Source organism: Paenibacillus sp. FSL L8-0470 (genome assembly GCF_038008625.1).
GTDB lineage: Bacteria > Bacillota > Bacilli > Paenibacillales > Paenibacillaceae > Paenibacillus_AQ.
In genome coordinates, this window is sequence record NZ_JBBOZM010000001.1 from 7,247,100 (window position 1) to 7,273,457 (window position 26,358).

Here is a 26,358-nt window from a genome sequence, read left to right on the forward strand (position 1 = left end):
CTTTACAATAGTTATTCCCGTTACATTCATAGTATAAACGGCAAATAAACTATTATCGGACTGAAGTTTTACCGTTATTTCCGGCAAAACCTAGTTTAATGTTCCATAAAATAAAGAGCTATTCATGGCTCATGATCCTTATTTCATCCGTTTTAGCATCGCACTAATTCCACGTACACTCATGCTGACGTCAAATTCCCGTTTAATCTATTCCGCCACCAGTGTAGATTGCTGTATTCAACCGTTCAATCTCTTCGTTGCACATTTTTATCGCCGTCTCGGATTCATTTATTATTTACCCTTTCAGTTTACTTAGAAATTTCATCACATCGGTCTCTTTGGACAACGCGCTGACAAAAGCCGGACGTTCACTGACCAAGGACAACTCTTTAAACAGCTGCCTCGCATCTTCCCGTTCGTCACTTTTTAATGCAAGCATAAATACGAGTTCGACCTTTTCAGTTCCCCAGAGGATTGGCTGCTTTAAAGTGGCGATGGCTATAACCGACTGTCTGATCCATTGCGGATTCCCGTGCGGAATCGCAATCCCTCCCCCTATTGTCGTAAAGGACATACTTTCTCTCATCAGAGCGCTCTCCGAATAACCTGTCTCTGCATATCCCTTATCCATCAATATTTGCCCCAACCTAGCTATAATCTGGGCCGGACGCTGAACATCCTGTTGGAGAAAAACTAGAAATGGTGAAGTGTACTTTAGAAAAACAGATTCTTGTCTGCTGTCAGGCTCATCAAGTTGCTTAATCTCTAGTTCAAGCTTTCGCACATCTCTCGCCTCCAGTAGGGGGGAGACAAGAGTGCAAGGAACTTCCAACCCCGACAGCGCAATAGTAGAAATGACAAGATCAACTTGATGGGAAAGCAGATAATCTTGAACTTCCGCTTTGCCCATAGAGGCTTCCACCAGCACAGACGGAAATTTTCGTTCAATTTTCGTTCGCAGCAATTGGGACATGCCAATGCCCATGTGACATACAACAATTACCTTTTTGGGATTACTCTGACCTTGATGAAACCTTTCGACGGAAGCTTGGAAATGCAACGCCAAATAAGCCGCTTCTTCCTCTGGAATGGATAGATGAAGTGATTTTCTCACCTCTTCCAGCACCATAATGACCCGATCGAACATATAGGGATACATTTTCTTGATCTCCACCAACATCGGGTTGGAAACGGATAACCCGTAATCGAAACGATTCAAAGTAGTATATAAATGGACTTTCAATCCATTCATCAGAATCAGATCTTGAGAGAACTCAATCATGTTAAGCTCCGACATTCGGCGCGTTAACTGCTCGATCAAATCAGGTAAGAGCGGATGTCTGTCCGCCAAATCTTCTTCGCCCTCTTGACGATAGCGAAATTTTCCACCAAGCAAATGTAAGGCTAAATAAGCGGCTTCTTCGCGAGGGAAAGACATGGCAAACAGCTGTTTCAAGCGCAACAGAAAATCTGTAGCCCAGGTAAATTCCACTTTCTTCTGCAAAAATGAAATTTCATTATCCGATAAAGAAATCGGCTGCTTAAGTTTCATTCGTTTGACAATCAGTAGGACATGCAACATCAAACTTTCAAAAGCTTCATCCGTGTAATACAGCGAATGCCGCTTTTGCAGCTCTCTAAATTCATAGTATACGCCAGTAATCTCATGCGGCTCGAACTGTTTTTTTATCATCTGCCCCGTCAACTCTGAACTGTCTATTAACTGATCCAAGCGAGCTAACGCCCTCCGTTTGTTCTTCTCGGAGCCTTCAATAACAAGACCAACTCGCTGCTTGGAAAGTAACCGTAGATTAAACCGATGCAGCCACCCCTCAATTTTGGCCACATCTTTACGAATAACCGCTTTGTTTACAAAATACCGCGAGACCAGGTCCTGAATTGTAACGGGCTTGGTGTCCATCAACAGTTGATAGGCTAGATGCAGTACTCTCTCCTCGTCAGATTCCTGTCGAACCGGGCTTTCTTCCTCATAAAGGCGGTGGAATAGCTCAGCTTGATCAGTTTCGTCAATGTCTAGATAAATGCCCCGGCCAGGTCGTCTCACTAGGCTCGCATTGGCGTACTTTTCTATATATTCTCCAATTATTTTCAGATCGCTCCGTATGGTTTTCTCTGAGCAATTGATCTCATCAGCAAGATTCTGTACTAACAACAATTGGTTCGATTGAGTTAATAAAATGCTAAGAATTTTCTTTTGTCTTTTATTCATTAAATTCCTCTATTCCTTCATGGTTTTGAAGACAGCACCAAGAACAGGGACACATTGTCATAATATATAATTGCCCTTCATTCACTGGAATACACAGCATAACTATACAGCTTACTACAAAATAATTTGCTCTGCGGCTTCGATACTGGCAAACAATACCTGCACTTTCTCTTGCAGCTTGGCCTTGTGTTTAGTCACGGCTTTGCCCCAAACAAAGGTGTAGCGATTGGCATTAGCCTCAATCTTGGTACCATCCACGAAATAATGCTCCAGGGAGACGTATTCTTCGTCCGCCAGAAATTGAAGCACGGCGGTGAATACCGTTTCAAGGATACCTTGTTCGCGGGGCGTCCTCACCAAGTTCCTATGTGGATCCTACTCCAAAACCAAGGGGCGTCCCAAGCAGCCATTACATGGTTTTTGGGACGCCCCCTGTACTTTGAAGACTTACGCTGTCCCTTTGAGGAAATTCAAGGCACATTGCTTCGCTTATGTAGCCCTCCCGATCATCAAGGCATGATAGTTGACGACCTTTAGGCCTCTTGAGGTGGCATGGCGAAGGAATATTTCCTCCACATCTTTCAGGCATTCCTGCCAGACAACTTCCTTCAATGTTTCCTTCTGGCCAAAACATTTCTTGATCAATACATCCTCAGGTCTCGACAGATATTCAACCTCTTCAAATATCTGTAATTCAACCTTCTGTAGATTGCTTTCGGTCAGTTGGCGTTCAAATTTCGCTTTAATCTCCCCCAGGTAGTTGTCCGGAAGTGGAGAATACAACCCGGGAAAGTGACTTCGAAGTCCCCCGTCTGTTCCGCAATGATACAAACCCAGCGCCATACCGCCGGGTTTAATGACCCGATGCCCCTCATCATTTCCCTTGTGGAATAGCCACGGTCCCTTTTTTGTGTAGACGACGTCAAAAGAGTCCACAGGAAATGGTAATGGTTCCTCAGCATCCATTACAAGAAATGTAAGGGATTTGGCTGCGCCCTCTTTTGCTGATGCAATGTATCCCTCGACGGCATCAATCCCCACGACTTCTTTTGCTCTGCAAGCAAACGTCCTCGTGAATTCACCGTGACCGCAGCCAACATCCAATACTCGTGAGTTCTCATGGAGACAGGCTGCAATTTTGTCTGCAAAGATAACCTCGGCCCGCGGTTCATCGAACACCGACTTCCACGGATACTTGTATCCTCCGGTTTCCAACGCTAAATTTGCGTACCACGCTGTAGTCTGCGGCGGAATCCAATCGGGATGTTTCATTGGGTCAAATAATAGTTTCGGCACACTAACATCACCCTTTCTATAAATTACAAAATATTCGCGACCTAGCACCAAGCTCCCTCTGCAGGACGTTGCGGCCCCAAACTACTTGTTTGCGGTTTTATCCTTGATGTACCCGAAAAATGTCATTTTGCCGTTTTCGTTCTCAGCAATACTGTACGGATGGATCTGGTCTGAATATCTGCGGGCAAATCTCCCTTCGCCTACCGGATAGATCTCAATATGAAGATTGCCAGAGTATCTCATAAAGTATAATTTCCCATCAATAAGTTCTACTGAGATAAAGGCTTTTATAAATTTTTGATCGTCAAATGTTCGTACCGAAGCCCCCGTCTTCTCCATACGTTCCCGAAAAGCTTCTATACAAAAGTACACTACCTCTTCTCCACGCAGAATAAGCTCTTGCACAACTCCAATCGTTGGATTGATATGTCCCTCTGATCGGCCATTAATAAATAAAACAAGCGCCACATACACCACTTCTTAGGTATATTGCTCTCTAACTCCTTCTAATATAAGGCATATTGACCGGTGCAGCTTTCATTCGAGGTATGGTATATTCATTTGGCACTATCTCCAAAGCACTGCAAAATTCGCATGCTCCGACTATACAAAAACGCTACTGACAACGGAATAGTAGCGTTTAGCATTTATTTTATGGTTTTTTAAATAATGTTCCACCCGTGTATTCTGAACGTGACTTTTCTACTCTATTCGCTTACAAGGGTTTCTTTGTTTTGAACATAGGTATATTCAAACAAATCTTTATTAAATGATGTACGCGTTCAACCTTTGCATACACAATCTGTATATAACCTCGAAGCCCCACTTCGTCCCTATATTCATCTTCATTTATAAGATTCAAGTATCCGATGATAGAGGTTAGAGGGATCTAAGGTCATGGGCAACATTCGTCACCAAATCATTTTTAATCTGTTCTGATCTTCGCTCTTCCGCAATGGCCTTCTTGGCTTGAATTACGACATTATTAATGTGGGTAACAAGTTCATCTAAACCAGCTTCCGCTCTCTCTTCTATTTTATAAAATCAAAGTAACCGTTAGCAATAAGCTCAAAACCAACAATTTTATCCATGTCTTCTGCTTTTGCACTTAACATCAAGACTAGAATTTAATGCTCTCTTCGAATTTCTCTACAAACATCCAGTCCATTCATCTTGGGCATCATAATATCTAATATCACGAGGTCAATAGAGTGACGCTCCATGAATTGAAGTGCTTCAAGTCCATCCTGCACTGTATAAATTTGATAGCTTTCATTGCGCAAATACACCCCGATTAACTCGGCAATCTCTTTATCATCGTCTACAATAAGTATCTCGGTAGTCATATATTCCCGCCTCAAAAACCATATCCAACGTCACCCTATCATAATCTTATCTTATTCAATAAATTATTCCCATTGCTTCTCTTTAATAGTCCATTTAATTACTACATACCCCAAAACCACTCCGCAGTGAATCCTCTCTTCGGCAAAACGCTGCACATAAAGAAAAGCCCAAGCATCTTCTCTGCTTGAGCCGATTCCCAACAAACAAATTACTTAAGTACAATCAATTCTGACACGCAGGTATCAGCAAACTTTTTCCCGGGATAGGTCGATAATATGGTTAATTTAATCTTGCTGACTTCTTGTCCGATCTGACCGATCTGTTGCGAAAGAAGATATATGCTATTCTGGTCTGCAGCTTTCTTGGAATCGAAAGGCAAGTCAGCAAGATCAACATCTTCCGTTATCCATTCTGAATTGCGCATAAGGTACGATAAACGAATGGTTTTGATTCTTGCATTGTTCTCATAGCTCTCCTTGCTTTTCATATAACCGTTGATAATCCGCACCCCGTCAACATATGTACCTGGTTTCAACTCTAAAGTAATGGTCTCCCCGATTCCAGTTCCTTTGGCGCCCTCAACCCATGCTGTATTCAGCTTCCCATCAAACATATTCGTAATTTTGTACTCTTTCCCTAACTCAGTAGAAGCAATTGCGCTCTTGAACTGACTTATCGGTATTTTTGAGGCTGTAATATGTTTGGATAATAAATACGCCTCGTACTCATACTTAAACTCAAGCTGGCCAAGTTTCTTCAATTCAGTATTTTCCAGTTGGAGTTTAAGTAATCCTTTTTCTGTTTCTTTTCCGTATGGAAGTGAGAGACGGATGGGAGAGCCGCCTTTCCTAATAATGTCGCGGTAATCAAATGTGATGTTTAGTTTGCCGGCTCTCCCATTCCCCCAGTATCCTGCTGGTGCTACATCGTAGCTAAAATGTCTATCCCCGAAAATTACTAAAGGCTGGCCGGAAATCATCCAGTCGTAAAATCCAGCGTTTACCGAATATCGCACCGTAAGCTTTTTGGTCTCTCCCTTTGCAAAATTAATCTCAGTTATGTATTCGCGGGTAACTTTTTGGACGATATATTCATCTTCTATTACTTGATTTACAGTTTTGGTTGTATGTTCATTTTTTATTGGGAGTAACTTATTGCCATCTGTAATCCGAAAGTTATCTGCTTTGAAGTCACAATTCGGTTCGCAACCATGTTCATTAACGTAGAAATGAATAGGAAAAATATACGCCGTTTTATCAGCTCCGCCTTTATTAAACAAAGTATATGCTGCAGTGATTTCTACCGTATCACCCTTGATAATAAAAGATAGATTTTCTTCTTTAAGGATAATGTTTTTCTTTTGGGTGAACTTCATTCCCCCTCCTTGAACATCTGGTGATATATCCCCAGGGCCTCCATTGGCTGTCGTCTGGATAGGTATTGCAACAAGAGCAGATACTCCTGCAATAAGAAAGACACATAACATTTTGGTAAATTTACGAATAACTGAACACCTCTTTACTGGAATAGGTCTAACTCAATGAAGTCAGGGTGAAAGAGCCACGGCAACCTGTTGCTCAGTCCCCTTTCTTCGGAATTCGCTTGATTCAACTACCGTATCCGGGCACTAGGTTAGCGTACATCCAGCTAAATGTCCCCAAGAAGAGCGTCAAGTTGCTCCCACCGCTCCGCAGTGTGGATCATTTCTTCGGCAAAACGGACAGGTACCGCGCTGGACGATTCGAACGACGGCTGGATCCACCAAAGCGATTCGATACACCAGACGTACTTGATTGCCCTCAAAATCGAGCCTGGCGGTAGTTGCCGCACACTACGGTAGCCTTCAGTGAAAGCGACCACTGCATCCTTGCGGAATCCGCGCCCGCTGAGCGTGCCGGAAAGGACAGCCCGCCCGAGGTCCAGCGCTGGAAACGAGTAGCGTGCCCGGTCGAAGTCAACGATGGCTGCCAGAGCGTCTCCTTCGAAAAGCAGGTTGTCTGCCCACAGATCGAGGTGGGCCCAGCCGGCAGTCAGAGGCTTAAAGTCATCATCTCCAAGTGAATCAACAATCGCCTTCTGTAATTGCAGTGCATTCCGGACACGCTCAGACGAGTCACGGGCCGCATCCCAGCTTACCTCCCAGGTTCGCTCCACCTCCTCGCGAGACAACCGCCAAACCGGTTCCTCCGGCGGCACTGCTGCTCCGAACCCCAATGCCGCCGCGGAATCCCAGACGGTATGCATATCCGCGGCAGCCCGTCCGAGTGCATGCATTCTATGCTCACCGATCATGCCAGCAGGCACCATAGCGCCCGGACAGCATGTCATGACGGTCATGTACCTTCCGCACGGCAGAATGTGCATGCAGCGCCCTTCCAGCATCAGCGGCTCAGGGCACGGTCCACCCGACTGATAAAAAAGAAGTTGCAGTTGCAGCGCATTTTCAATCTTGCCGCGAAACTCCGGATCACCCATCTTAAACCGCTCAGGGTGATAGCTTTTGGCGAACAGCCACCCCTTGTTCGTCTCGACGATCCACTTCTCGTTCAATAGCCCACGCCTAACACGCCCGGCAGACAGCAGCTCAGCCGAAAAATGCTTTTTCAGCCAGTCCGCGATTTCGTTGACTATTTGGTCCTCAGTCGTCAAGAGCATTTAAAACCAACCTTTCCAAATGCCTCTGCCCCCGAACAGCGAAACTGCGCAGAGAGCGTAGTTGAGTTATAAACTATAATGAAACAATGTTAAAAAGAGGCAGTTCTCCCCTTTCCGGGGGATACGCCTCTAAATGGTCAGGTCACAGCCATGTTTCGGCCTTGTTATATGCTTCATAATTAAGAATATTATGGGGCCTCAGAATAGTCAAACTAAATAAGAGCGTTAAATTCACTTTTGCTAAGAACCGAAATTCACGAGCGATCTCTAGTCCTTTTTTCCCCAAATCCTCCAACCAGCCAAGTTCTGCGTATCTGTAAATACTATCTTTGGCCTGCTCATAATCCCCTAGCTGTTGATATGCAATTCCCCGCATCTGCTGACTAAACCCAAAATAATAAACAAGCAGATGCTGCATCTTAATTAGGGGTCTAGTCAGTCCCATCGCCTTGCAATACTGCCTCTCTTCATAAATACGCTGAACATAGTTATGCAGGATATCCGCCGTATAGAAAACGTCGGCAATCGCATACGTGAGCTTAGAAAAGCAAAAGGATGGACTCAAGAACAATTGGCAGAAGCAGCATCGCTTCACTACAGTTACATAGGCGGTGTCGAACGCGGAGATCGAAACATTTCTTTGGAGACGCTGGAAAAAAATCATTGCAGCGTTTCAAGTTCCCGCCATTGAAGTTTTTCGTTTCGATGATGAGACCGAGCACCGAAAGGCGCTCGATGAGCATATGGCTTTGATTAGCAATAAGAGTGCAGAAGAAATAGCAGCAATCACCCGGGTTGTGCGGGAAGTGATTGCTGCAATGGGGATAGACTAGGATGAGAAGGAAGATCTTTTTAGGAGAATAAAATGAAGAATATCTCAATAGGAGGAAGTCCCCTTTGTATATTCTCTAAGAAAGTTTGTTTTCTTTTAAAAAGCTTCAAAAATCGAATCCAAAGAACGACTGCCACTCTTTTTCAGTTTACCAGCCTATAACGCAGACTGGAGTTTGACCTTCGTTTCCGTTACCATGTGGGTTGCGGTTGAATTGCCCTGCCCCTTCCCTTTCTACGTTAAGACGAATCTTTTCCGAGCTGACTCACAAAGGACCTTGCCCTCTGCGCTGTCTGTATCAGCAAGTTTTAGGTCTATCCTTTGCGGGATTTGATCTCGCTTTGTTCTACTATCGTAGCCGTTAGTTTAGCAAAAGGATACGTCATACGTACATGTCAAACTATAACTTTCTTGCCCAGATAATAGCACGATTTGCTTCAACAATCGGCTTCGGTATCGATTCAGCCGTATAATTTTGATAGGTACGCTCTATAGTAAATCCAGCATCGGACAGCCAACCGTAAACTTGCGTTTGTGTAGGAATATGCTTATGCCACCGCTTGGGTACAATAAATTGCTCACCGCTATTTGTGGTAAGCTCCCAGTGACCAATTCCGGTACAAATCTGGGTTATAGGATCATACACGCTGCCATAGCTAACAGTGCGACCAGTCGTGCCCAATTCGTCTGTTCCTTGGAAATAGCTACTCTCATTCAACCTGCTGAATGAGGCTGCTGGATTATAATATAAGTCAAAATCCATATAAAGATGTCCACCAGTACGAAGCGACGCCGCAGCATTTTTAATAAAGGTCTTCTGTGCCTCTTTGTAATCCATTTTGCTTTCAATGTTAATCAAGATATTGCCTGCCATAACTACTACATCAAAACCGAGACCCCAATCAGAAATCGCCGCTTCAGCCTGATAACAGTGTATATTAGGCAAACCCACCATCCGGCGATAACAGCGTAGGAGCATATGTTCATCTGCATCAAAGCCTGTAACAGTATGATTCGCCTTTGCAAGTGATACACATATCCTACCACCACCACAGGCAACTTCAAGAATACTTTGTGACTGGTTGCCTGTTTGCTCTGCAAGTACTTTTAATAGAAAATCGATGTCATGTGTTTGGTTTTCAAACTTTTCATACACACTGGCATACCAATGTTTTGCGATAAAATCTCTGTTCACAGATTTACCTCCAATTTTTTAGGAGGGTTAAAGTATAGTCACCCTCCAAGAAATTATGCGGGTGGACAATTCTGTTATATTAATCATCTAACATCATCCTTTCAACATTTAATGGAAAGCGGGATAAATAAAAACTGTGTTTCTATATGATTATAATTGGAAAAATTTCATTATCAATGTAAAAGTTCTTTATAGTTATTCCCGTCAGCTTAAAAGGATTCGTCAAAATTAGGATAATTCGGCCATGCTCTGTAGAACCTTTTCACTAAAATAGATCCCACATTGCTTTCAGCGACAAACCTTTTTGCGGATCCCCCTCCCCTCCCTGCAAGGAAAGCCATAAAAAACTTGCCCTACTTATGATACGGTTCACCGCAATGTATCTTAACACAAAGTAAAGTTTCCACAAAATATATATCAATATATAAAAGACATAGCCACTCCTGGCAATCGAGTGGTTTCTTAATAGAACTAGCTATTTTATTGACTACTCACTTTTGGGAGGAATATACTGTTCTAGCAATGGTTTTAATACTTCAAGACAGTGATTGACACCAATAACGATTGAATTAAACTCCCAATGCAAATCAATGTGTTCCTTCCAAAAGTCATATCCTATATCTAACATGGCACAAAGCAGATCACCTGTATACCTCGCACCTGATACAAACTCGTTCACGGCTAATCGTTCAAGAACAATAGGGACAAGATACGCTAAACAGAATTTCTGACCAATCATTAACCTTAGGTCTTCATTAGTGAAATCTTTTAGTGGTACTGTTCTAAGACGATGAACGGTTTTAACAAGGTTAGAATTGAATGTAGGCTCACCCCAATCATCTCCATCTAATTCCTGCAAAGATTTTGTTATATCGAATTTAATTAAAGAATTTCCCATACAAAATATCCTCGTTTCACTAGGATGAAATCCATGCTTTATTTAACAATCAGGTCTTTCCATGTAAAACTAATCCGCTTAAATTAACGATGACTTTGCCATTATTTATGATACGGTTCACCGTAACCTACATAGTGCGTCGCCCATCCGATAACCGGATGAGCGGTTTTACACATTCTACTTCTCCTGCTCCTTTATCACCTGCTCAATCCCGAGCAGAATCAGCTTCAGCCCGAACTCAAACGCCCCGTCGGTTCCCATTAGCTCGAATAGCCCGCTCGTAAACATCCTCCTGAACAGTCCCGTATCCGTCTCGCTCATGGAATCGAGAAGCCGAATCAGCTCCTCACCCGGAGGCGCCCCCTGGTCTTTAAGGATCGCGGAGACATTGCGCTCATGCTGATAATTGTCCAGAACGAAGTAGAAGACATAGTTCACAAGCGTAGTAACCACCTGCATTTTCTGCGCTTGCGCGAGCGGTGTCGATTCCACGCAGAGCAGCATACGGTTGGTGAACCGGATGATGTCCGGTTCGTGGGGCAGCGTCATCATCATGAGCTGCGTAGAGCAGGGATATCGGCTGAGCACGCTCCGTACTGTTACCGCAAGCCCTGTCAGTTGCTCCTTCCAATCCCCCTCGGAGTGGAACTCCTCCAGGATCACCTTCGATACCTGATTGGCCAGGCGCTGGTAAAGATTCTGTTTGCTCTTAAAGTACCAGTACAGGGAGGGAGCCTGAATCCCCAGCCTGTCGGCCAATCGTCTCATGCTGAATTTCTCAATGTCCTCCTCTCCAAGAAGCTCCCACGAGGCTTCCAGAATCCTATCCTCCGAAATTTGAGGCTGCTGCTTTTTCATCGTTATCCGCCCTTTATCTAACAGTGTAAGTTTATGCTTTACAGGTTTATAGGTTCATGATATCATCTAACACTGTAAGGTTCAATCTAACGCCGTTAGATTGAATAAAATAAAGAAAGTGGTGATCCAACATGGATGCAGAAAACCTCTATTATTTTGAAAAAGCACCGGTCGCAAAGGCCGTAGCTCACTTCGCTATACCGATGATGCTAGGCACCTCAATGAATGTCATATACTCCATCTTGAATGCCTATTTCCTTGGTACACTCCATAATACTGCTATGTTAACCGCACTCGCGCTAACCTTGCCGCTATTCGCAGTCATTATGGCGCTGGGCAACTTGATTGGCATGGGCAGCGGTACCTACATCTCCCGTATGCTAGGAGAGAAAAAGTATGATGACGTAAAGCATGTGTCTTCATTCGCTTTTTACAGCAGCTTAGCTCTTGGTCTTATCGTGATGGCCGCGGGTCTTCCGTTGATCGATCCCATCGTTCATGGCCTGGGGGCAACGCCTGACTCCTTCGGATTCACGAAGGACTATGTCACTATTATGCTTATGGGTTCACCATTCGTCGTATTATTTTTCACGCTGGAGAATATCGTGCGCTCGGAGGGTGCAGCCATCACCTCGATGATCGGTATGCTTCTAAGTGTTGTTGTAAATATCATTCTCGATGCGCTCGTCATCTTCGTGTTCCATTGGGACGTGATCGGCGTTGCGTCAGCTACGGTCGTTTCTAACTTGGTTGCGAGTGTATACTACGCCTTCCATATGAGATATAAAAGCCAATTTTTAACGGTCTCCGTAAAATGGTTCAAGGCTACCAAAGACATTCTGGGTAATGTATTCAAAATCGGGGTTCCCGTCTTTATTATGAGCATCTTTTTGGGGGCAATGTCGCTTATCTTCAACCATTTTCTTGTCGAATACGGGGATTCGGCCGTAGCGGCTTACGGAATTTCATCACGTTTATTGCAATTTCCTGAGTTTATTCTGATGGGCTTATGCGAGGGGGTCGTGCCGCTCATTGCCTTCTCTTTTACAGCGGATAAATTGCGCATGAAGAATACCATTGGATTTACGACCAAAGTGATTGTGGGGTTAGCAGCCGTATTCGGCATCATCGTCTATTTAGTTTCCGACCATTTAATTGGTCTATTTACAAATGACCCGCAATTAATTGAGATGGGCAGCTACATTCTGCATGTGACGTTCTTATCCTTATTCATTACAGGAATGACCACTCTGTTTACCGGGGTCTTCCAGGCAACAGCGCAAGGAACGGCCGCGTTTATTATGTCAATTATTCAAGGAGTTACGCTGATTCCTGTACTTTATATTGCCAATCAAATGAACGGCTTCCACGGGGTAGTCTGGTCGATTGTCATTGCGGATGCCGCCGCATTCCTTGTCGGTGCCGTCATGCTGTATGTTCTGCGGAACAAATTGCAGCCGGAATTGGATAGTTTGCTGCAGTAGAAGTTATATAACAGCCAGATCAGCCAACCTTGGAGTTCTGCCTCCTCGTTAAAAAAAAGAAGGTGCGAGCAGCCGGTTCATCACCGGACGCTTTTCGCACCTTCGCTTTTTTGTCTAAATCAACGCGTTGAAATGGCCCTCTGAGTTTACTGTCGCCGTCCGGGGATCAGTCAGACCAATGCCCTTGAGGCCTCCCTTTCCTTCCGTCCGCCAGAGCGGGAGATGGTCTTGAAGCGGAGGAGCCAGTACAAAATCGACCGGGGCGCTACTCCCACTTTTCTGCACCATTTGGGCCTCCATCAGTCGAATTTGCCGCTGCAGCTGCTCCCGGCGATAAGGAGTCTGCATCTCTCCGCCCTGCGCTGCATTCACCTTGTCCAGTTCCATCAGCAACCGGTTCCGCTGCTTCTCCAGGGAACTGACATCGCTTTGTGTGCCACCGTAAGCTGCAATGGCCTGTACCGGGCTGATGCCTGATACTGTCTGTGCCGCCATGATCTTTCCCTCCGTTTACTTGGCTCCTAATCCAAATTCAGCCAAATTTTAAAGTTCTAATCATGTCTATTACCCGGCCACCCCCGCCATGACAACATCCCAAACGCATATCGGATAAAAATCGTCGCATAGTCTCAGTCGGCCGCTTGTTTCGACCATACCAAAGACCCATATATCATTATAAACAAGTCCACAAACGCCGAAAGGGATCGTGGAAGGTTTTTGTCTATACTGTTAATAAATCTTGTTCAACAGCCCAATCACTTCATCAAGGGTGAGGCCAAAGGACTTGTAATATGATGTGTCGCTGTCCATTTGCTTCAGGACCATTTCGTTGCGTATCCGCAGCATCTCATCGGGCGAGAATTCGGCTACAAAACATCCTTTACCTGTTACCGTATTGATCAAACCGCTTCGCTCAAGTTCTTCCCACGCTTTCTTTACGGTGATAACACTAACATGAAGTTCCAGGGCCGCCTGACGAATGGGCGGTAAACAATAGCCGCTTTCCAGCTCACCTTTCAGAATTTGTGCGCTGATCTGTTCGTAAAGCTGCTGATAAATCGGCTTCTCGGATGTGTTCGAAATCGTTACGTTCATAATATCTCCACTCTTAGGAATCTCTTTACCGCAATCCGATAGGCAATCAGGGTGAATGAAATAAAAATTACGAGGCCCGCGATCAGAATGGATAGCTGCAGCGCTTTATTATCCGTCCCGGAGCCATAGAAAATGTCGTTCATCCAAGGATTTTGGATTCCGGCCCATTGGGCCACTCCGGCAAAAAGTATAGCGGCCGTAGTGGATGTGGTCGTTGCCACGCCATACTTATACGCCGTCTTGTAGTACATGGATATAAATATGATGTTGAAAATCGCAAGCATGATAAAGCATAATCCCCAAAAACCCATGTGTGGTGCATAGAAAATGTAAGTCAGATGGGGGTATAAGCGAAACGTAAATATACCGAAGATCATCGCAACAAGAAGATGCATTAGTTCAAGAATGACAACAACGGCTATCCTGGACTTCACGATGTCTGTTTTGGTCACTGGCATCATCGTACTAAACATCAAATCGTTCTGACTTTTAAATCCGCCAAACATGTTCGGTACGGTAATGAAGCAGAAATATAGCGGGACAAGAAAGTAGACCCAACCGGGAATTAGCATTAAGCCGCCCAGAATTAAGGGTAATGCAAAGAACCAGGGATTTACTCCCAATTTCAAATCCTTCATCACTAAATTATACATATACACCCTCCTTTTTCGCAAAGTAGATCATGATTTCATCGAGGCTGGGCGTGGTTGCCCTTAGGCTGGAGGATGGATCGACATCATTGGCATGAATCAATCCGGTAAAGCCGAACGAGTTGATTTTGTAGGAAATCAAATATTCCTTTACTTCGCTCAATTGGGCCTCGCTGCCGCTGATTAAACGATAGGACTCCTTAAACTCGTTTTTCTCGGAACTGGCGACGATTTGCCCGTGTTCAATGAAGGTTATATAATCTGCACATCTTTCCAAGTCGGATGTAATATGGGTAGAGAAAAGAATACTGATCTCGCCGTCAATGATAAGCTCCTGAAAGATATCTAGAAGATCGTCTCTCGAGACAGGATCGAGTCCGCTGGTCGGTTCATCAAGGATAAGCAGCTTTGCGCCATGCGATAAAGCAAGGGTCAAGCTGTACTTTACTTTCATTCCTGTAGACAGTTCCGCTATTTTTTTATTTTCATCCAATTTGAATCTTTTTAGATAATTGTAGTAAGTTTCATCATTCCAATTCTTATAGAACTTCTTTGTAATATTGGTTAGCGTCTTTATCTTGCTGCGTGTATAGAAATCGATATCACCGAATGCGCATCCAATATCCTGCTTCAATTCGGTTTCATGTTCAGCGATGTTCTTGCCAAAAATGCTGATCTCGCCACTATCGGCTTGAACCATGTTCAAGATCGATTTTATCGTGGTTGTTTTTCCCGCGCCATTGACCCCGATAAAACCCATAATATAACCCTTCTCCAATTGAAAAGATACGTCTTTGATCTGAAAGTGAGGATATTTTTTATTTAAATTTCTAATATCTAATGCCAGCATACCATACCTCCTCAACAAATTGTGTATTCCGTGTATGCACAATATATCATGAGGCTTTTACAAAGTCAATTGGTTCAAGACGCAGAACGACAGGAGAGCTAGCCAGCGCCACACATCCCTTCCCCGAATAGTGATAATCCCTTTTTTAAAAGGATTACGGTACGGTTTACAATAAAATCACTAAAGCAGTCATATAACCTTGTCCGTTCAGCACAATCTCCAGCTCCTTCATTAAAATAAAAAAGGGCGTCCCTTCGTCATTATGACTTGGGACACCCAATGTCGAGCTATTCATATCCCTACAACACTCTCCGACTTTCTACAACAATAGGGGCACTTTACTTATATTTATTTTCTTCATCAGCACATAGCACCAACCGTATTGTGCAGGTGGTTTTTATTGATTATGACTTCAGTACTGGCCTGATATACTTCAAAAACCGCTCCGGATCGTGATAAACGTAAATGATTCTCCCAGGGGAAGTATCAAAGCAGTAACCAGTGTCTGCAAAATCAAAAGTTGCCATTACCTTTTCCATCTTTTCCTCCACCCTACGATTTTCCTGCTCATAATTGAATGGCCCATGTTCAAAAACAATATACTCGGCTTCGGGAACATCAATCATAAGCATTTGTGGTGGTACTTCACCTTTATAGTCAAAAGGAAGACGTACACCAAAACACTCTATACGTGGAATCCCCCAATCGCAGAGTCTGCCATCCGGGTCATTAATGTAAGCCATAATCTGACCGCTGCCACCGTTAGATTCACTCCCGCCATCATCATCCAATTTGCCCTTGATACTATCGAGTAAGCCGCAAATTGTTTCGCAGTCCTGTCCCGGAATAAGGCTTTGCTTTTGCCAAAAATCCCAATACCCATTACTCTCATAGTTTTTAATGTGCAAAAATTTGTGTGCGGGAATGGTTACAAAATAAATGTTAACATCATCTGTAGATTTCATCATACCCATCTCTCCAACTCCGAAAAAGTAGCGGTCGAAAGAGTTTATTTTTGTACGAAGGACTGCAGGCATAGGCTTTTTTCGGTATTCACTTGGAGTTACACCATATGTTCCCTTGAAAGCCCTGGTAAAAGCTTCATGTGATGAAAAACCATAATCAAAAGCAATATCCAAAATGCTTTTTTCACTATCCCGAACCTCTTTTAGTGCAAAGGCTAATTTTCTATGCCGCAGATAATCCCTAAATTGCATACCCGATATTTCCTTGAATTTTCTCGTAGTATGAAATTCGGAATAACCTAACTTGTGAGAAAGAAATCGTAGCGTTATTGCTTCACTGTTACGATTCTTAATACACTCGTCAATTTCATTAACGATTATTTGGATTTGCTTGTGCCACTCGTACAATCGGCCTGTTCACCTCGTTTCAACCACTCTATAGTCATTGTAGAGTAATGGAAATTGCATTGCTTGATTTCACTTGCGGAAAAGAGAAATCCGAACCGAAACTAAGGAGTGGCTTCTCGGGTTAAGCTAATAAGCGTTTGTCTTCCATGATGACCGAATCGGGTACGCCTAGCTCCTGAGTTATTTCTTCGCTTTCTGCTTTTTCACAGCATCATCAAGGCTCTTTTGAACTTGTGTTTGAATTGAAACTAGCGCTTTGTCTAGTGTCTTTTTGTTGCTTAATACCTGTTTCAGTTCACTCTGCAGTATAACTGAATACTGTAAATCGTTAAATAGATTCCCTATTGGATTAACATATGGCGGTGTTTCCAGGTTTGGTTTTAATTTATAGAAGGTCTCTAAGCTATAACCATGGTACTCTTTACTATAATCCATACGGGTTAGGGAATAACCTAAAAACCGATCTGATATGGATTTGGATTTAGCATAATCCGCTCCGTTATACAACTTGATGAAATTCCAAGCAAGATCTTTATTAGCAGAACTAGTTTTAATCGTCATGATCGAAGGAAGATGGATATTCCGTGTTGTTTTCAGATTCTTAGGATCTGCAGGACCCGCGGCTATTTTAACAGTAAAAGGTTTATAATTGGCTACAGCAGCTTTATCCGCAGTTAAGTCTCTTAAAGTTTCCATACTTTGAGTACTTACCGTCATCGCCGCCCGTCCCATAATGAAAGGATCATTGGAATAGCCAGTTGTATTCGATCCTTCTATGGTATTGGATTTTATTGCAGTAATAGCCATACTGAATACCCTTTTCCAAGCCGCTGTATTCATAGTTGCTTTAAGAGTATTAGGATTATACCGGGTTAACCCTTCGGAAGTTGCTATGTCATTGATTAGATAGGTGTAATTATCAAGAGGATAGTAAAGTCCCCAGATGCGGGTGTCTTTATTTCCGGAAGTCGGGAATTTAGCGGCTAATTCCAATATTTCCTGCCAAGTTATTCCGTCCTTCGGCAATGGAACATTATATTTTTCAAATAAGTCGGCATTGTAGAAAATGGACTCTGTATTGAAGGTTGGACTTAACCCGTAAAGCTTTCCATTAACTTTGAGTGCGTCCAGCAATCCAGAATACATTGTTGTAGTATCATAATTGTCAGCCTTAATTAACTGGCCGAGTTCTGCTAACTGATTCTCCTTGGACAGCTGCTGATATTCAAGAGTGTTCAACATCATAACGTCAGGTGACTGCTTGGCGATAAAAGCTTTTAAATCCGATTTCCCATCCCATTTAACTTCCTGAATTTGAGTATTGGGAAATTGCTGTTTGAACAATTCCTCATCGAAAAAATATTTCTCTTTGTAGAGCACCTTTAGCGTTTGTTTCGTGTCTACCTGGGTATTTGAATTAGCAGAAACTTTTGGGTCTAGGCTAGAACCTGCTGAAATCACCAATAGCATAGCACTCAAACTAACGATTAAAGCCTTCTTTAATAGATTAATCTTCAAAAATATAACCTCCACTCATTTGTTGTTTAAACGATTATTCACTTGTGCTGAACCAAGTATAGAAGAGAAAGCTTATCAGCCGGCTACCGAAATTCTTATCATTTCCTTAAATATTGCTGGCGTTATCCATTGCATAAGAAATATCGCTTATAATTATTGTTCTACTCTTTAATTTAAGAAAGATACGAGAACTAAGGGAGGACCTATGGCGGAAAGCACAATTTTGATGGTAGATGACGAAGCGGAAATTATCCAATTGATGAATATTTATTTCAATAACGAAGGCTACAGGCTCCTGCAAGCGTCAAATGGACTGGAGGCCCTGGAGGTTCTGCAGACCCGGCAGGTCGATTTAATTGTACTGGATCTAATGATGCCCAAGATGGACGGGTTGCAAGCCTGTATGAAAATACGAGAAACAAATCCAATTCCCATTATCATGCTCTCGGCTAAAGACCAGGATATCGATAAAATATCAGGCCTCAGTATCGGCGCCGATGACTACGTAACCAAACCATTCAACCCGCTCGAGCTGATTGCACGCATCAAGTCGCAGCTTCGAAGGATGAACCAGTTCAACTCCGCTGCGGCTAACGTGAACGAAATACATATTGAAAACGTCGTTATTAATATCGCGTCCCATACGGTAACAGTGGACCAGCAGGAGATCAAGCTGACTCCCCGCGAGTTCGCGCTCCTTCACATGCTGGCAGTCAATAGAGGAATGGTGCTGAGCATGGATCGCATCTACGAGGAGGTCTGGAACGAGCCCTTTATGGAGTCAAAGAATAGTGTCATGGTTCATATCCGAAAGCTTCGTGAAAAGATAGAAGCTAAGCCGCGCGAACCGAGGATAATCAAAACCGTCTGGGGGATTGGATACAAAATCGAAAGCGATCTAAAAGCAAGGGGTGAGTAGGATTCAACTACAGTGGCTGTATACGATTCGTTGGAGATTAATGCTGATCATGGTTGCAAGCCTGGCCTTAACAGGCGCGGCTATTTTTTTCGGATATTTCATGGCCGGAGAGCTGCAAAAAGTCAAATACGTGGCTGCCCCGGTCAATTGGAGCATTGAGCATGCCGGATCCGTCCGCATGATGATCATAACCGGTATCATTCTCTTTCCCATTACTTTTTTCCTTGCCAGCCTCCGTCTGGTTCGGGATTTGCGCGAAATCAACGCAGGATTACAGGAAATATTGGCAGGCCGGTTCGGGCGTGTGGTCACGGTAAAGGGCACGGATGAGTTAAGCGTTGTCGCAGAGAGTGTGAATCAGCTCAGCAGCGAATGGAATCATTATCTGGCGGAAATCACCTGTGGTTTGGAGAAGATTGCTAACGGGCAGTTCGGCCATCAAATTCCAGAAATTCCAGGTAACAAATTGGGCGAGGTCGCGTTCAGTATCAACCAGATGAGTATACAGTTGAAGCATTCGATAGCAGAGGAGCGTAAGGCGGAAAAGACCAAAAACGACTTAATTACCGGTGTATCGCATGACCTGCGCACTCCACTGACCTCGATTCTCGGTTTTCTCGAAGTGATTGAGGAGGATCGGTATCAGGATGAACTGGAAATGCGTTATTACATCAACATCGCTTATGAGAAATCCTTGTCGCTCCGGCGCTTGATCGACGAACTGTTTGAATATACGCGAATCAACAACGGCATGCCTCTGGAACTGAGCGAGCTCGATATCGCCGGGTTGATCTTTCAGCTGGAAGAGGAATTCGTGCCGGTTACGGAGAACGCAGGTATGGAAATCAGGCTGAACATGCAAGAAGGAGAATTCAAGATCCAAGCGGACGGAGGGTTGTTGGTACGGGCGTACGAGAATATAATCGCCAATGCCATCCAGTACGGGCAGGCGGGAAAATATATCGATATCGATATTGCTAAGGATGGAGATGTGCTGATCGTGCGGATCCAAAATTATGGAGACCCCATTCCAGAACGGGACTTGCCCTTTATTTTTGAACGCTTTTACCGGGTGGAGCGCTCTAGGTCGAAGCAGACCGGGGGGACAGGTCTAGGACTGGCCATCGCGAAAAGCATTATCGAGGTACACGGAGGGAGTATCACCGCACACAGCAGCAAGAAGGCAACTACATTTGAGACAAGGTTCTCGATTTCCGACCTTAATCAGGCGCATGCGGCTGCTCCGGATATAGTCCATAATGAATTTAAACGGTTACCGACCGTGCTCCCCGAGCGAGGCCTAACGCCAAAACAAAGAATATCACTTCAGCAACGAAGCTTATTCCAATCTAGGGTAGCCGCAGGTTCGATGATCGTGTTCCTCGTCTGTGCGGTGGTGGTATTCAGCGTTAAGAATTCATTTATCTCCTCGCTTATGGTGAAGCTGGATGAAAATGGCGATTCAGTGCTGATGCCAACAAGCAGAAATAACGAGATGGTTTTAATAACCGGTAAAACAGACAAAGGCTATACACTTCTCATTCATCATTACTTATTCGACGGTCAAAGCCTAATTATCCAATACTCCATGAAACATTCTAACCAGATATCGGAGTCGCAATGGGTGGAACAATCGGTGAAGCCGACTTTTCAATTGGACTCTGCAACGATACAGGCAGTTCCCGGCATCACCACGGATTCAGGTGTAACGTTGGCCAAGAACGGCACCATCAATTATTCTTTCAACGGGACCCCGCCTCCAGACAAGTTCATGTTGAAAGTCAACGTAAAAGGTTTAGTCCTGTTCGAGGGCCCGGCTCAGCAGCGTGTGCTCGCCGGAGACTGGGGCTTCCAATTTCCTGTCGAGAAAAACTATAAACGAAAAGCCAACGGCCAAAGTGAGCCCTTGTAGAATTCAACCTAAATTGTAGTGGACATCGTCAGGGAATTCGCCCTTCGGGCTTCCTACAACCAAGTTTCGCCCAACTTATGATAAGGCTCACCGTGCTATCTGTAGCGGCAAGTTTAAAAGCCATCCTTTGCGGGATGGCCTCCGTCCTGTTATATTCTACATTTCTAGAAGGAAAGTGCTGTAAGATGAAGGAAAAGAAAGAACTCAAACATGGGCTACCTCTGATCTTGACGATTCAGCCAACGACAATTTCCCATCTTCCATCCGGTATACCTTGTCGCAATATTCAAGCATACGCTCATCATGGGTAACCATAATCGCCGCCTTCTGGCGTGACTTCACCTCTTGCGCAATTAGACTGACCACTTCATGGGCGCGCTTGGTATCCAAACTTGCTGTCGGCTCATCCGCCAAGATGATGTTGGGATTATTAATTAAAGCACGGGCAATCGCTGTCCGTTGCTTCTCACCACCTGATAACTCTTCCGGAAGGCTTTTTAACTTCGAGCCCAGACCCAACTCTTCCAGCAACTTAGTGGCGAATTCCTTATCCTCCCTGTTAACCTTTCCCGACATCCTTTTTACTATTAGCAATTGATCAAGAACATTTAAATAGGGAACCAAATTCGATGATTGCATAATAAATCCGATTTCTTGTAGTCTTATATTCGCTAGTTCTTTGGCAGTAAGTGTAGAAATATTATGTCCATTCAGCTTAACCTCTCCTTCTGAAGCCTTAAGTAGTGCTCCAGCAATAGACAAAAACGTACTTTTACCTGAACCCGACGGTCCAACTACAGCAACAAACTCGCCCGGTTCCACTGATATTGACACATGATCGAGTGCCGCGATCCGATTGCTTCCTTCGGCATAATACTTTGTGACTTTACTCAATTGCAATCCCTTAGTCATTATTCAACCCTCCCGAGCGCTTTGAGCGGATCAATCTTTGTAATCTTGCGAACAGATACCATCGAACTTAACATAGCGATAATTAGCAAAATAACAGAATACGTGACGACAAGACTAGTTTCCAGCTTGAACGGCATACCCTTCGGCATAATGGCAGCTGTTCCATAAGTCAGTAAGATTCCAACTACAATACTAGTCAGCGAAAGCACAAACACTTGCGATACAATGGCTTTGCCCAAGAATCTGTTACTAGCACCTATAGCTTTCATAATGCCGAACTGGTTGGTCTTCTGCATCGTAATTACATAAAAGAACACCCCAAGCACGAATGCGGAGATAGCGAGCAGAAATGCAAGCATCATTAAAATAGTACCGTTCTCTTCTTTGTACCCTGGCATTCCTTGAACGGCTGCCGCTCGGTTAACCGTATCCGTATTTGATAGCTTACTATTAATTAAATCTGGATCGATATCCTTGCCTTGTAACATAATCGCATTAACGGGCCCTGCAACTCCTTTATCCGAACCCGGAGCCGCAAAGGTAATCTTCCGCCATTCAACCATTGGAGTAAATACTGATGCAACGTGGTTATAGGTCTGATTCTCGACAAATCCGATAATCGTCAATGATTCCGTCGTGGCATCTAATTGAAAAGTGTCACCAATGTTATATCCCTCATCCTTCATGGACGAATTTACTACGACACCAGTAGGGTTCTCAGAAGATAGGCCTTCCCCTTCTACGATAGCCGGTTCCAAGAAGCTTCCTGGGTTAATTCCTATAATCGCGATATCCAGCTTATCTTCATTCTTGGTGCTTTGTTCCTTCAACGCTGTTGCCATCGTACTTCCCATAGGTGCGGCAGCACTCACATTTGGTAGTAGCTCCACCTCCGCCATTAATTGATCAGACAGCAGCGACTTACTCATTGAGGACTGGGACCCTTCTTCAAAAATGACATAATCAGCCTTCATAGTCTTGAATGTTGACGCAGCTAGCGTAGATAATCCATTCCCCAAACCTGACAAGATAAATACCAACCAAGCAATTAGTACAAAAATAATGATGATCATTAAAAATCTCATTTTACTATGCATCAATTCTTTCATAGCTAAAAACATTTTCTTTTCCAACTCCTTATCCCTATATTTTTTTGACACTTGTGTCAAATTAAAAACACTATCACACTCGACACATTAATTAAACAATATAAATGACACTTGTGTCAAATTAAATCCAAGACTGCGGCTAGCTCTTGGCTCCTCCGATCCACATTTGAAACAACAGCTTTCCCCAAGCAGGAACAGGGATATTCAACATATTAGGCGTATCAATTAAGTTAAAAAAAACACCAATAAGTACAGGAAGTGGGATATCCTGTCTCAGGCTTTTTTCCTGTTGTGCGCGTTCAAACAAACGTGACAATTGTATTTTAAGAGTCTTATGTGCTTCCTCAATAAATTCAAGATCTCGCGCTGCTGCAGAAGAATTAGCAGTATTAATTTTAGCAGCATTTCCTAAAAGCTGATGTAGCGCAGACTCTTCTACGTAAACGAGAAGTAGCTGTTCGAGGGCGTCCATGGAATCAGCCTCATCAATGGCTGATGCATTTGCTAATACCGTTGCCATTACGCGCTTCATACAAGCAGCCACAATCTCTTCTTTATTAGAATAATATTGATAAATAGTGCTTCGGGCTCCTGACAGATGCTGTGAGAGCAGCTTGAGATGAAAACCGTCGTACCCATACTCAAGCACTAATTTTTTTGTTGTATCCAGCAGCTCTGTCTCCGTAAAAGACTGTTTTCTTCCCATTGAATCTCTTCCTTTTTATCATTTAAGATCTGTGTTAAAAGTTGTCCTATTCTCTAATTCTATTTATTATCAGTTTATCATATGTTTAGTTGGTGCCATAGGCATTCATCTCCTGGAAGTAGACTTGGGTAAATAGCGCGTGAGGTGATTCCCCGTCGAACATCCGAATGTTGTTTTGATTGCGCTGTACGCTCATGAAGTAGCAGGGAGTTCAGCATCAGTCGTGGGCGTCATTCGCTGAAGGACGGGGCAACATGTTCAGCAACGAAGTGCTGGCCTTGATCGCAGAAAAACACAACAAGTCCATCGCCCAAGTCGTGCTTCGCTGGCTGGTCAAGCGTGGAGTCGTTGTCATTCCAAAATCGGTGTGCAAAGAGCGGATCGCCGAAAACATCGACATTTTCGATTTTGAGCTCCGCGCCGACGATATGGAACAAATTTCAACCCTCGATACGCGGGAAAGTCTCTTCTTATCGTACCACGATCCGGATGTCGCCAAGAGGATGGGCAGCTGGTGACTCGACCTGTAAACCTCGGTCATAGACAAACTCATTTTTAATTATTGAATCATCTTCTACTCTTCGGTACTGAAGTCCGATTAGGGCGCTAATATATATGCACCTTGCTCATAATCATCGGCGTCCTTCCAATGAACGCGCAGTGACTTCGTAGTGTACAGTTCCGCGCTGTTGGCAACCTCGAAATGAAGATGTGGTTCGCTGGAATTACCCGAGTTGCCGCATTTACCCAGTGTATCTCCGGCTTTCACTACGTCGCCGGCTTTGACGCTGACCGATCCTTTTTGCAGATGAGCGTAGTAGCTGAACTCTCCATTGCCATGATCGATAATGACATGGTTCCCGGCGATCTGCTCCGTATTCTCCGTACCAACAGGCTTATTGTCTTGGACGTCATTGACGATTTTCACGACTTTGCCCGCTGCGGCAGCCAGAATAGGTTTTCCGAAAGCAAAGTAGCTTTCATTTTTGGTGGCGTCGCCTTTATAGCTAAACCCATTGTTCACCACGATGAGATCATACGCATACCGCTGCTGCTCGGCCCCGTAATGATAATTAATTAGCTCATTCGTGCCCCCCCAATAGACAAACCATTTCCCTTGAAAAGGAAGTTCAAAAGTCGTTTGAGTACGCTTCGCATCCGTCTCAGGATACTGCTGCATCGTACTAAATATTAGACCCTCTATCTTGTTCTTTCTGTCAAACAGAGCTTGTATCGTTTTTTCCCCTTTGGGGTCCTTCCAAGCATAGTAGCTGGTATTGTTTATGAGAAAATGACTAACCAGTTTATAGGATGTGACGTTCTTGTGGTTTATGCTGACCTGTTTCTTGAAATCCTTTAACGAGAATTGCTTCTTGAATTCGGCTCCGAGTTGTCCATAAATTTGTTCATATTTCTCTTGCTGCAACAGTTTTAAAAGTTGGTCCGGCCGGATGGAAGAAGTCGCTACTGCTACTTTCGGGACAGAGCTTGCTGATACGACCTCAGGCTTGGCGGACTCAGCCGACGCCGAGGCTGCGAGTGAGCCCACAGTCAGTGTGCCAGCGAGGCTAAGCAGCATCAGGCTTCTTTTGCTAATGATATTGTTCATCCATTTCCTCTCCTTTATATGGGTTTCACGGATAAGTGTATGCGATGAAGTTTAACACCTGCGAAACGAAACCTTATGATTGTATTAATCAGCGATTGGAGAATTAAGGTTCTGTTAATATCCATATTGTGCTGCTGAAACAAAATAAATGATATATTTAAATGGATACCAAGTTATGTAATAGGGAGCTAAGGAAGAGATGAATCAATCAAAGATTCTAATTGTGGATGATGAATCGTCCATTCTAAAGCTATTGAAAACAGTGTTAAATAAAGAGGGATTCCCGCTCATTGATACGGCCACAACAGGAGAACAGGCCATATTAGCCTGCCAAACCACCAAGTATGATCTCATTCTACTTGATGTTATGCTGCCGAAGCAAAACGGCTTCGAAATCTGTCCATGGATTCGGCAAACGACGGATGCCCCTATCCTGTTCTTAACGGCTCGGATAGGCGATTTTGATAAATTGACCGGTTTTGCCGTTGGGGGCGATGATTATATTACGAAGCCGTTCAATCCGCTAGAAGTGATTGCGCGTGTCCGGGCACAGCTGCGTCGGTATCTCAAAACTGCCGATGTTCCCAATATGAACCGGATATACACTTACAGAACATTTCAAGTTGACGAATATGCCGGAGAGCTTCGCGTGAATGATATCACGGTCGATTGTCCGGCTCAGGTCTTTCAGCTCCTCTTGTTTTTTTGCCAAAACCCCAACCGGGTATTCAGTAAAAGGCAGCTGTATGAGCAGGTTTGGGGCGAGCAAAGTCTTAGTGACGACAATACAGTCATGGTTCATATCCATCGTATTCGCGAGCGCATTGAACCCAATTCCAGTGAGCCAGTATATTTGATTACGGCACGTGGCTTAGGGTACAAACTTGTTCGTGAATCTGAGGGTTAATGC

General features: G+C 44.0%; 23 protein-coding genes and 6 pseudogenes. 6 read left to right on the forward strand and 23 right to left on the reverse strand.

The genetic code is table 11. The annotated features are described in order from the left end of the window. Nucleotides 1–295 precede the first annotated feature (295 nt). The 9 genes and pseudogenes from NST99_RS33040 to NST99_RS33075 all read right to left on the reverse strand — a co-directional run bounded on the left by NST99_RS33040 (nt 296) and on the right by NST99_RS33075 (nt 8,093). On the reverse strand, nt 296–2,230 hold the full coding sequence (locus tag NST99_RS33040; protein ID WP_341097384.1) for a BglG family transcription antiterminator: 1,935 nt from the start codon (nt 2,228–2,230) through the stop codon (nt 296–298). Nucleotides 2,231–2,356: 126 nt separating this feature from the next. After that, nucleotides 2,357–2,566, reverse strand: a pseudogene (locus NST99_RS33045) (IS1182 family transposase); the annotation flags it as partial. 153 nt (nt 2,567–2,719) lie between these two features. Then, entirely contained in the window at nt 2,720–3,526 is an 807-nt protein-coding gene (locus NST99_RS33050; RefSeq protein WP_341097385.1) for a methyltransferase domain-containing protein, read from the reverse strand. Between the two features lie 273 nt (nt 3,527–3,799). Next, nucleotides 3,800–3,994: pseudogene (locus tag NST99_RS33055) on the reverse strand (macrolide family glycosyltransferase); the annotation flags it as partial. 257 nt (nt 3,995–4,251) lie between these two features. Continuing rightward, nucleotides 4,252–4,537 (reverse strand): annotated as a pseudogene (locus NST99_RS33825) (sensor histidine kinase); the annotation flags it as partial. A 38-nt stretch (nt 4,538–4,575) separates the two neighbouring features. Beyond that, nucleotides 4,576–4,872, reverse strand: a pseudogene (locus NST99_RS33060) (response regulator); the annotation flags it as partial. Between the two features lie 209 nt (nt 4,873–5,081). After that, nucleotides 5,082–6,359: a discoidin domain-containing protein gene (locus NST99_RS33065; protein ID WP_341097386.1), complete on the reverse strand. Its 1,278-nt coding sequence runs from the start codon at nt 6,357–6,359 to the stop codon at nt 5,082–5,084. Nucleotides 6,360–6,520: 161 nt separating this feature from the next. Next, nucleotides 6,521–7,528: a phosphotransferase gene (locus NST99_RS33070; protein ID WP_341097387.1), complete on the reverse strand. Its 1,008-nt coding sequence runs from the start codon at nt 7,526–7,528 to the stop codon at nt 6,521–6,523. Nucleotides 7,529–7,670: 142 nt separating this feature from the next. Next, nucleotides 7,671–8,093, reverse strand: a complete 423-nt coding sequence (locus NST99_RS33075; protein ID WP_341097844.1) for a hypothetical protein — start codon at nt 8,091–8,093, stop codon at nt 7,671–7,673. Between NST99_RS33075 and NST99_RS33080 the strand changes: the two are divergent. After that, nucleotides 8,019–8,361: pseudogene (locus NST99_RS33080) on the forward strand (helix-turn-helix domain-containing protein). The gene NST99_RS33075 and the pseudogene NST99_RS33080 overlap by 75 nt on opposite strands. 399 nt (nt 8,362–8,760) lie before the next feature. On the opposite strand, the gene NST99_RS33085 reads toward NST99_RS33080, so the two are convergent. The 3 genes from NST99_RS33085 to NST99_RS33095 form a co-directional block, all read right to left on the reverse strand. Continuing rightward, a complete protein-coding gene (locus NST99_RS33085; protein ID WP_341097389.1) occupies nt 8,761–9,555 on the reverse strand; it encodes a class I SAM-dependent methyltransferase in 795 nt (264 codons plus the stop codon). Nucleotides 9,556–10,042: 487 nt separating this feature from the next. Further along, nucleotides 10,043–10,453: a contact-dependent growth inhibition system immunity protein gene (locus NST99_RS33090; RefSeq protein ID WP_341097391.1), complete on the reverse strand. Its 411-nt coding sequence runs from the start codon at nt 10,451–10,453 to the stop codon at nt 10,043–10,045. Between the two features lie 177 nt (nt 10,454–10,630). Beyond that, nucleotides 10,631–11,311 carry a TetR/AcrR family transcriptional regulator gene (locus tag NST99_RS33095; protein WP_341097393.1) on the reverse strand — a complete coding sequence of 227 codons (681 nt, stop codon included), beginning with the start codon at nt 11,309–11,311 and terminating at the stop codon, nt 10,631–10,633. Between the two features lie 131 nt (nt 11,312–11,442). On the opposite strand from NST99_RS33095, the gene NST99_RS33100 reads away from it, so the two are divergent. Next, a complete protein-coding gene (locus NST99_RS33100; RefSeq protein ID WP_341097395.1) occupies nt 11,443–12,795 on the forward strand; it encodes an MATE family efflux transporter in 1,353 nt (450 codons plus the stop codon). 114 nt (nt 12,796–12,909) lie between these two features. Here NST99_RS33100 and NST99_RS33105 read toward each other — a convergent pair whose 3' ends face one another. The 7 genes from NST99_RS33105 to NST99_RS33135 form a co-directional block, all read right to left on the reverse strand. Further along, nucleotides 12,910–13,290, reverse strand: coding sequence for a hypothetical protein (locus tag NST99_RS33105; RefSeq protein WP_341097396.1), 381 nt, complete (start codon nt 13,288–13,290; stop codon nt 12,910–12,912). A 234-nt stretch (nt 13,291–13,524) separates the two neighbouring features. Continuing rightward, nucleotides 13,525–13,890, reverse strand: coding sequence for a GntR family transcriptional regulator (locus tag NST99_RS33110; protein WP_341097397.1), 366 nt, complete (start codon nt 13,888–13,890; stop codon nt 13,525–13,527). Continuing rightward, nucleotides 13,887–14,543 (reverse strand): ABC-2 transporter permease, encoded by a 657-nt coding sequence (locus tag NST99_RS33115; RefSeq protein WP_341097398.1) that lies wholly within the window; start codon nt 14,541–14,543, stop codon nt 13,887–13,889. The genes NST99_RS33110 and NST99_RS33115 overlap by 4 nt, the downstream gene beginning before the upstream one ends. Continuing rightward, nucleotides 14,536–15,390: an ABC transporter ATP-binding protein gene (locus tag NST99_RS33120; RefSeq protein WP_341097400.1), complete on the reverse strand. Its 855-nt coding sequence runs from the start codon at nt 15,388–15,390 to the stop codon at nt 14,536–14,538. Before NST99_RS33120 ends, NST99_RS33115 begins: the two co-directional genes overlap by 8 nt. A gap of 166 nt (nt 15,391–15,556) precedes the next feature. After that, nucleotides 15,557–15,685, reverse strand: coding sequence for a hypothetical protein (locus NST99_RS33125; protein ID WP_341097402.1), 129 nt, complete (start codon nt 15,683–15,685; stop codon nt 15,557–15,559). A gap of 109 nt (nt 15,686–15,794) precedes the next feature. Beyond that, nucleotides 15,795–16,763 carry a helix-turn-helix transcriptional regulator gene (locus tag NST99_RS33130; protein ID WP_341097404.1) on the reverse strand — a complete coding sequence of 323 codons (969 nt, stop codon included), beginning with the start codon at nt 16,761–16,763 and terminating at the stop codon, nt 15,795–15,797. Nucleotides 16,764–16,943: 180 nt separating this feature from the next. After that, nucleotides 16,944–18,281: an ABC transporter substrate-binding protein gene (locus NST99_RS33135; RefSeq protein ID WP_341097406.1), complete on the reverse strand. Its 1,338-nt coding sequence runs from the start codon at nt 18,279–18,281 to the stop codon at nt 16,944–16,946. 205 nt (nt 18,282–18,486) lie between these two features. Between NST99_RS33135 and NST99_RS33140 the strand changes: the two genes are divergently transcribed. Continuing rightward, nucleotides 18,487–19,200 (forward strand): response regulator transcription factor, encoded by a 714-nt coding sequence (locus NST99_RS33140; RefSeq protein WP_341097408.1) that lies wholly within the window; start codon nt 18,487–18,489, stop codon nt 19,198–19,200. After that, a complete protein-coding gene (locus NST99_RS33145) occupies nt 19,193–21,112 on the forward strand; it encodes a sensor histidine kinase (protein WP_341097409.1) in 1,920 nt (639 codons plus the stop codon). The genes NST99_RS33140 and NST99_RS33145 overlap by 8 nt, the downstream gene beginning before the upstream one ends. Before the next feature lie 204 nt (nt 21,113–21,316). On the opposite strand, the gene NST99_RS33150 is transcribed toward NST99_RS33145, so the two are convergent. The 3 genes from NST99_RS33150 to NST99_RS33160 all read right to left on the reverse strand — a co-directional run bounded on the left by NST99_RS33150 (nt 21,317) and on the right by NST99_RS33160 (nt 23,839). After that, the gene (locus tag NST99_RS33150) at nt 21,317–22,024 is read right to left on the reverse strand and encodes an ABC transporter ATP-binding protein (RefSeq protein ID WP_341097410.1); all 708 of its coding nucleotides are present in this window, start codon (nt 22,022–22,024) and stop codon (nt 21,317–21,319) included. Beyond that, nucleotides 22,024–23,145: an ABC transporter permease gene (locus tag NST99_RS33155; protein WP_341097825.1), complete on the reverse strand. Its 1,122-nt coding sequence runs from the start codon at nt 23,143–23,145 to the stop codon at nt 22,024–22,026. Before NST99_RS33155 ends, NST99_RS33150 begins: the two co-directional genes overlap by 1 nt. Nucleotides 23,146–23,272: 127 nt before the next feature. Beyond that, the gene (locus tag NST99_RS33160; RefSeq protein ID WP_341097411.1) at nt 23,273–23,839 is read right to left on the reverse strand and encodes a TetR/AcrR family transcriptional regulator; all 567 of its coding nucleotides are present in this window, start codon (nt 23,837–23,839) and stop codon (nt 23,273–23,275) included. A 203-nt stretch (nt 23,840–24,042) separates the two neighbouring features. Between NST99_RS33160 and NST99_RS33165 the strand changes: the two are divergent. Further along, nucleotides 24,043–24,357: pseudogene (locus tag NST99_RS33165) on the forward strand (aldo/keto reductase); the annotation flags it as partial. Nucleotides 24,358–24,437: 80 nt separating this feature from the next. On the opposite strand, the gene NST99_RS33170 reads toward NST99_RS33165, so the two are convergent. Then, nucleotides 24,438–25,448 (reverse strand): M23 family metallopeptidase, encoded by a 1,011-nt coding sequence (locus NST99_RS33170; protein WP_341097412.1) that lies wholly within the window; start codon nt 25,446–25,448, stop codon nt 24,438–24,440. A gap of 199 nt (nt 25,449–25,647) precedes the next feature. Here NST99_RS33170 and NST99_RS33175 point away from each other — a divergent pair, with 199 nt between their 5' ends. After that, on the forward strand, nt 25,648–26,355 hold the full coding sequence (locus NST99_RS33175; RefSeq protein WP_341097413.1) for a response regulator transcription factor: 708 nt from the start codon (nt 25,648–25,650) through the stop codon (nt 26,353–26,355). Nucleotides 26,356–26,358: the final 3 nt, after the last annotated feature.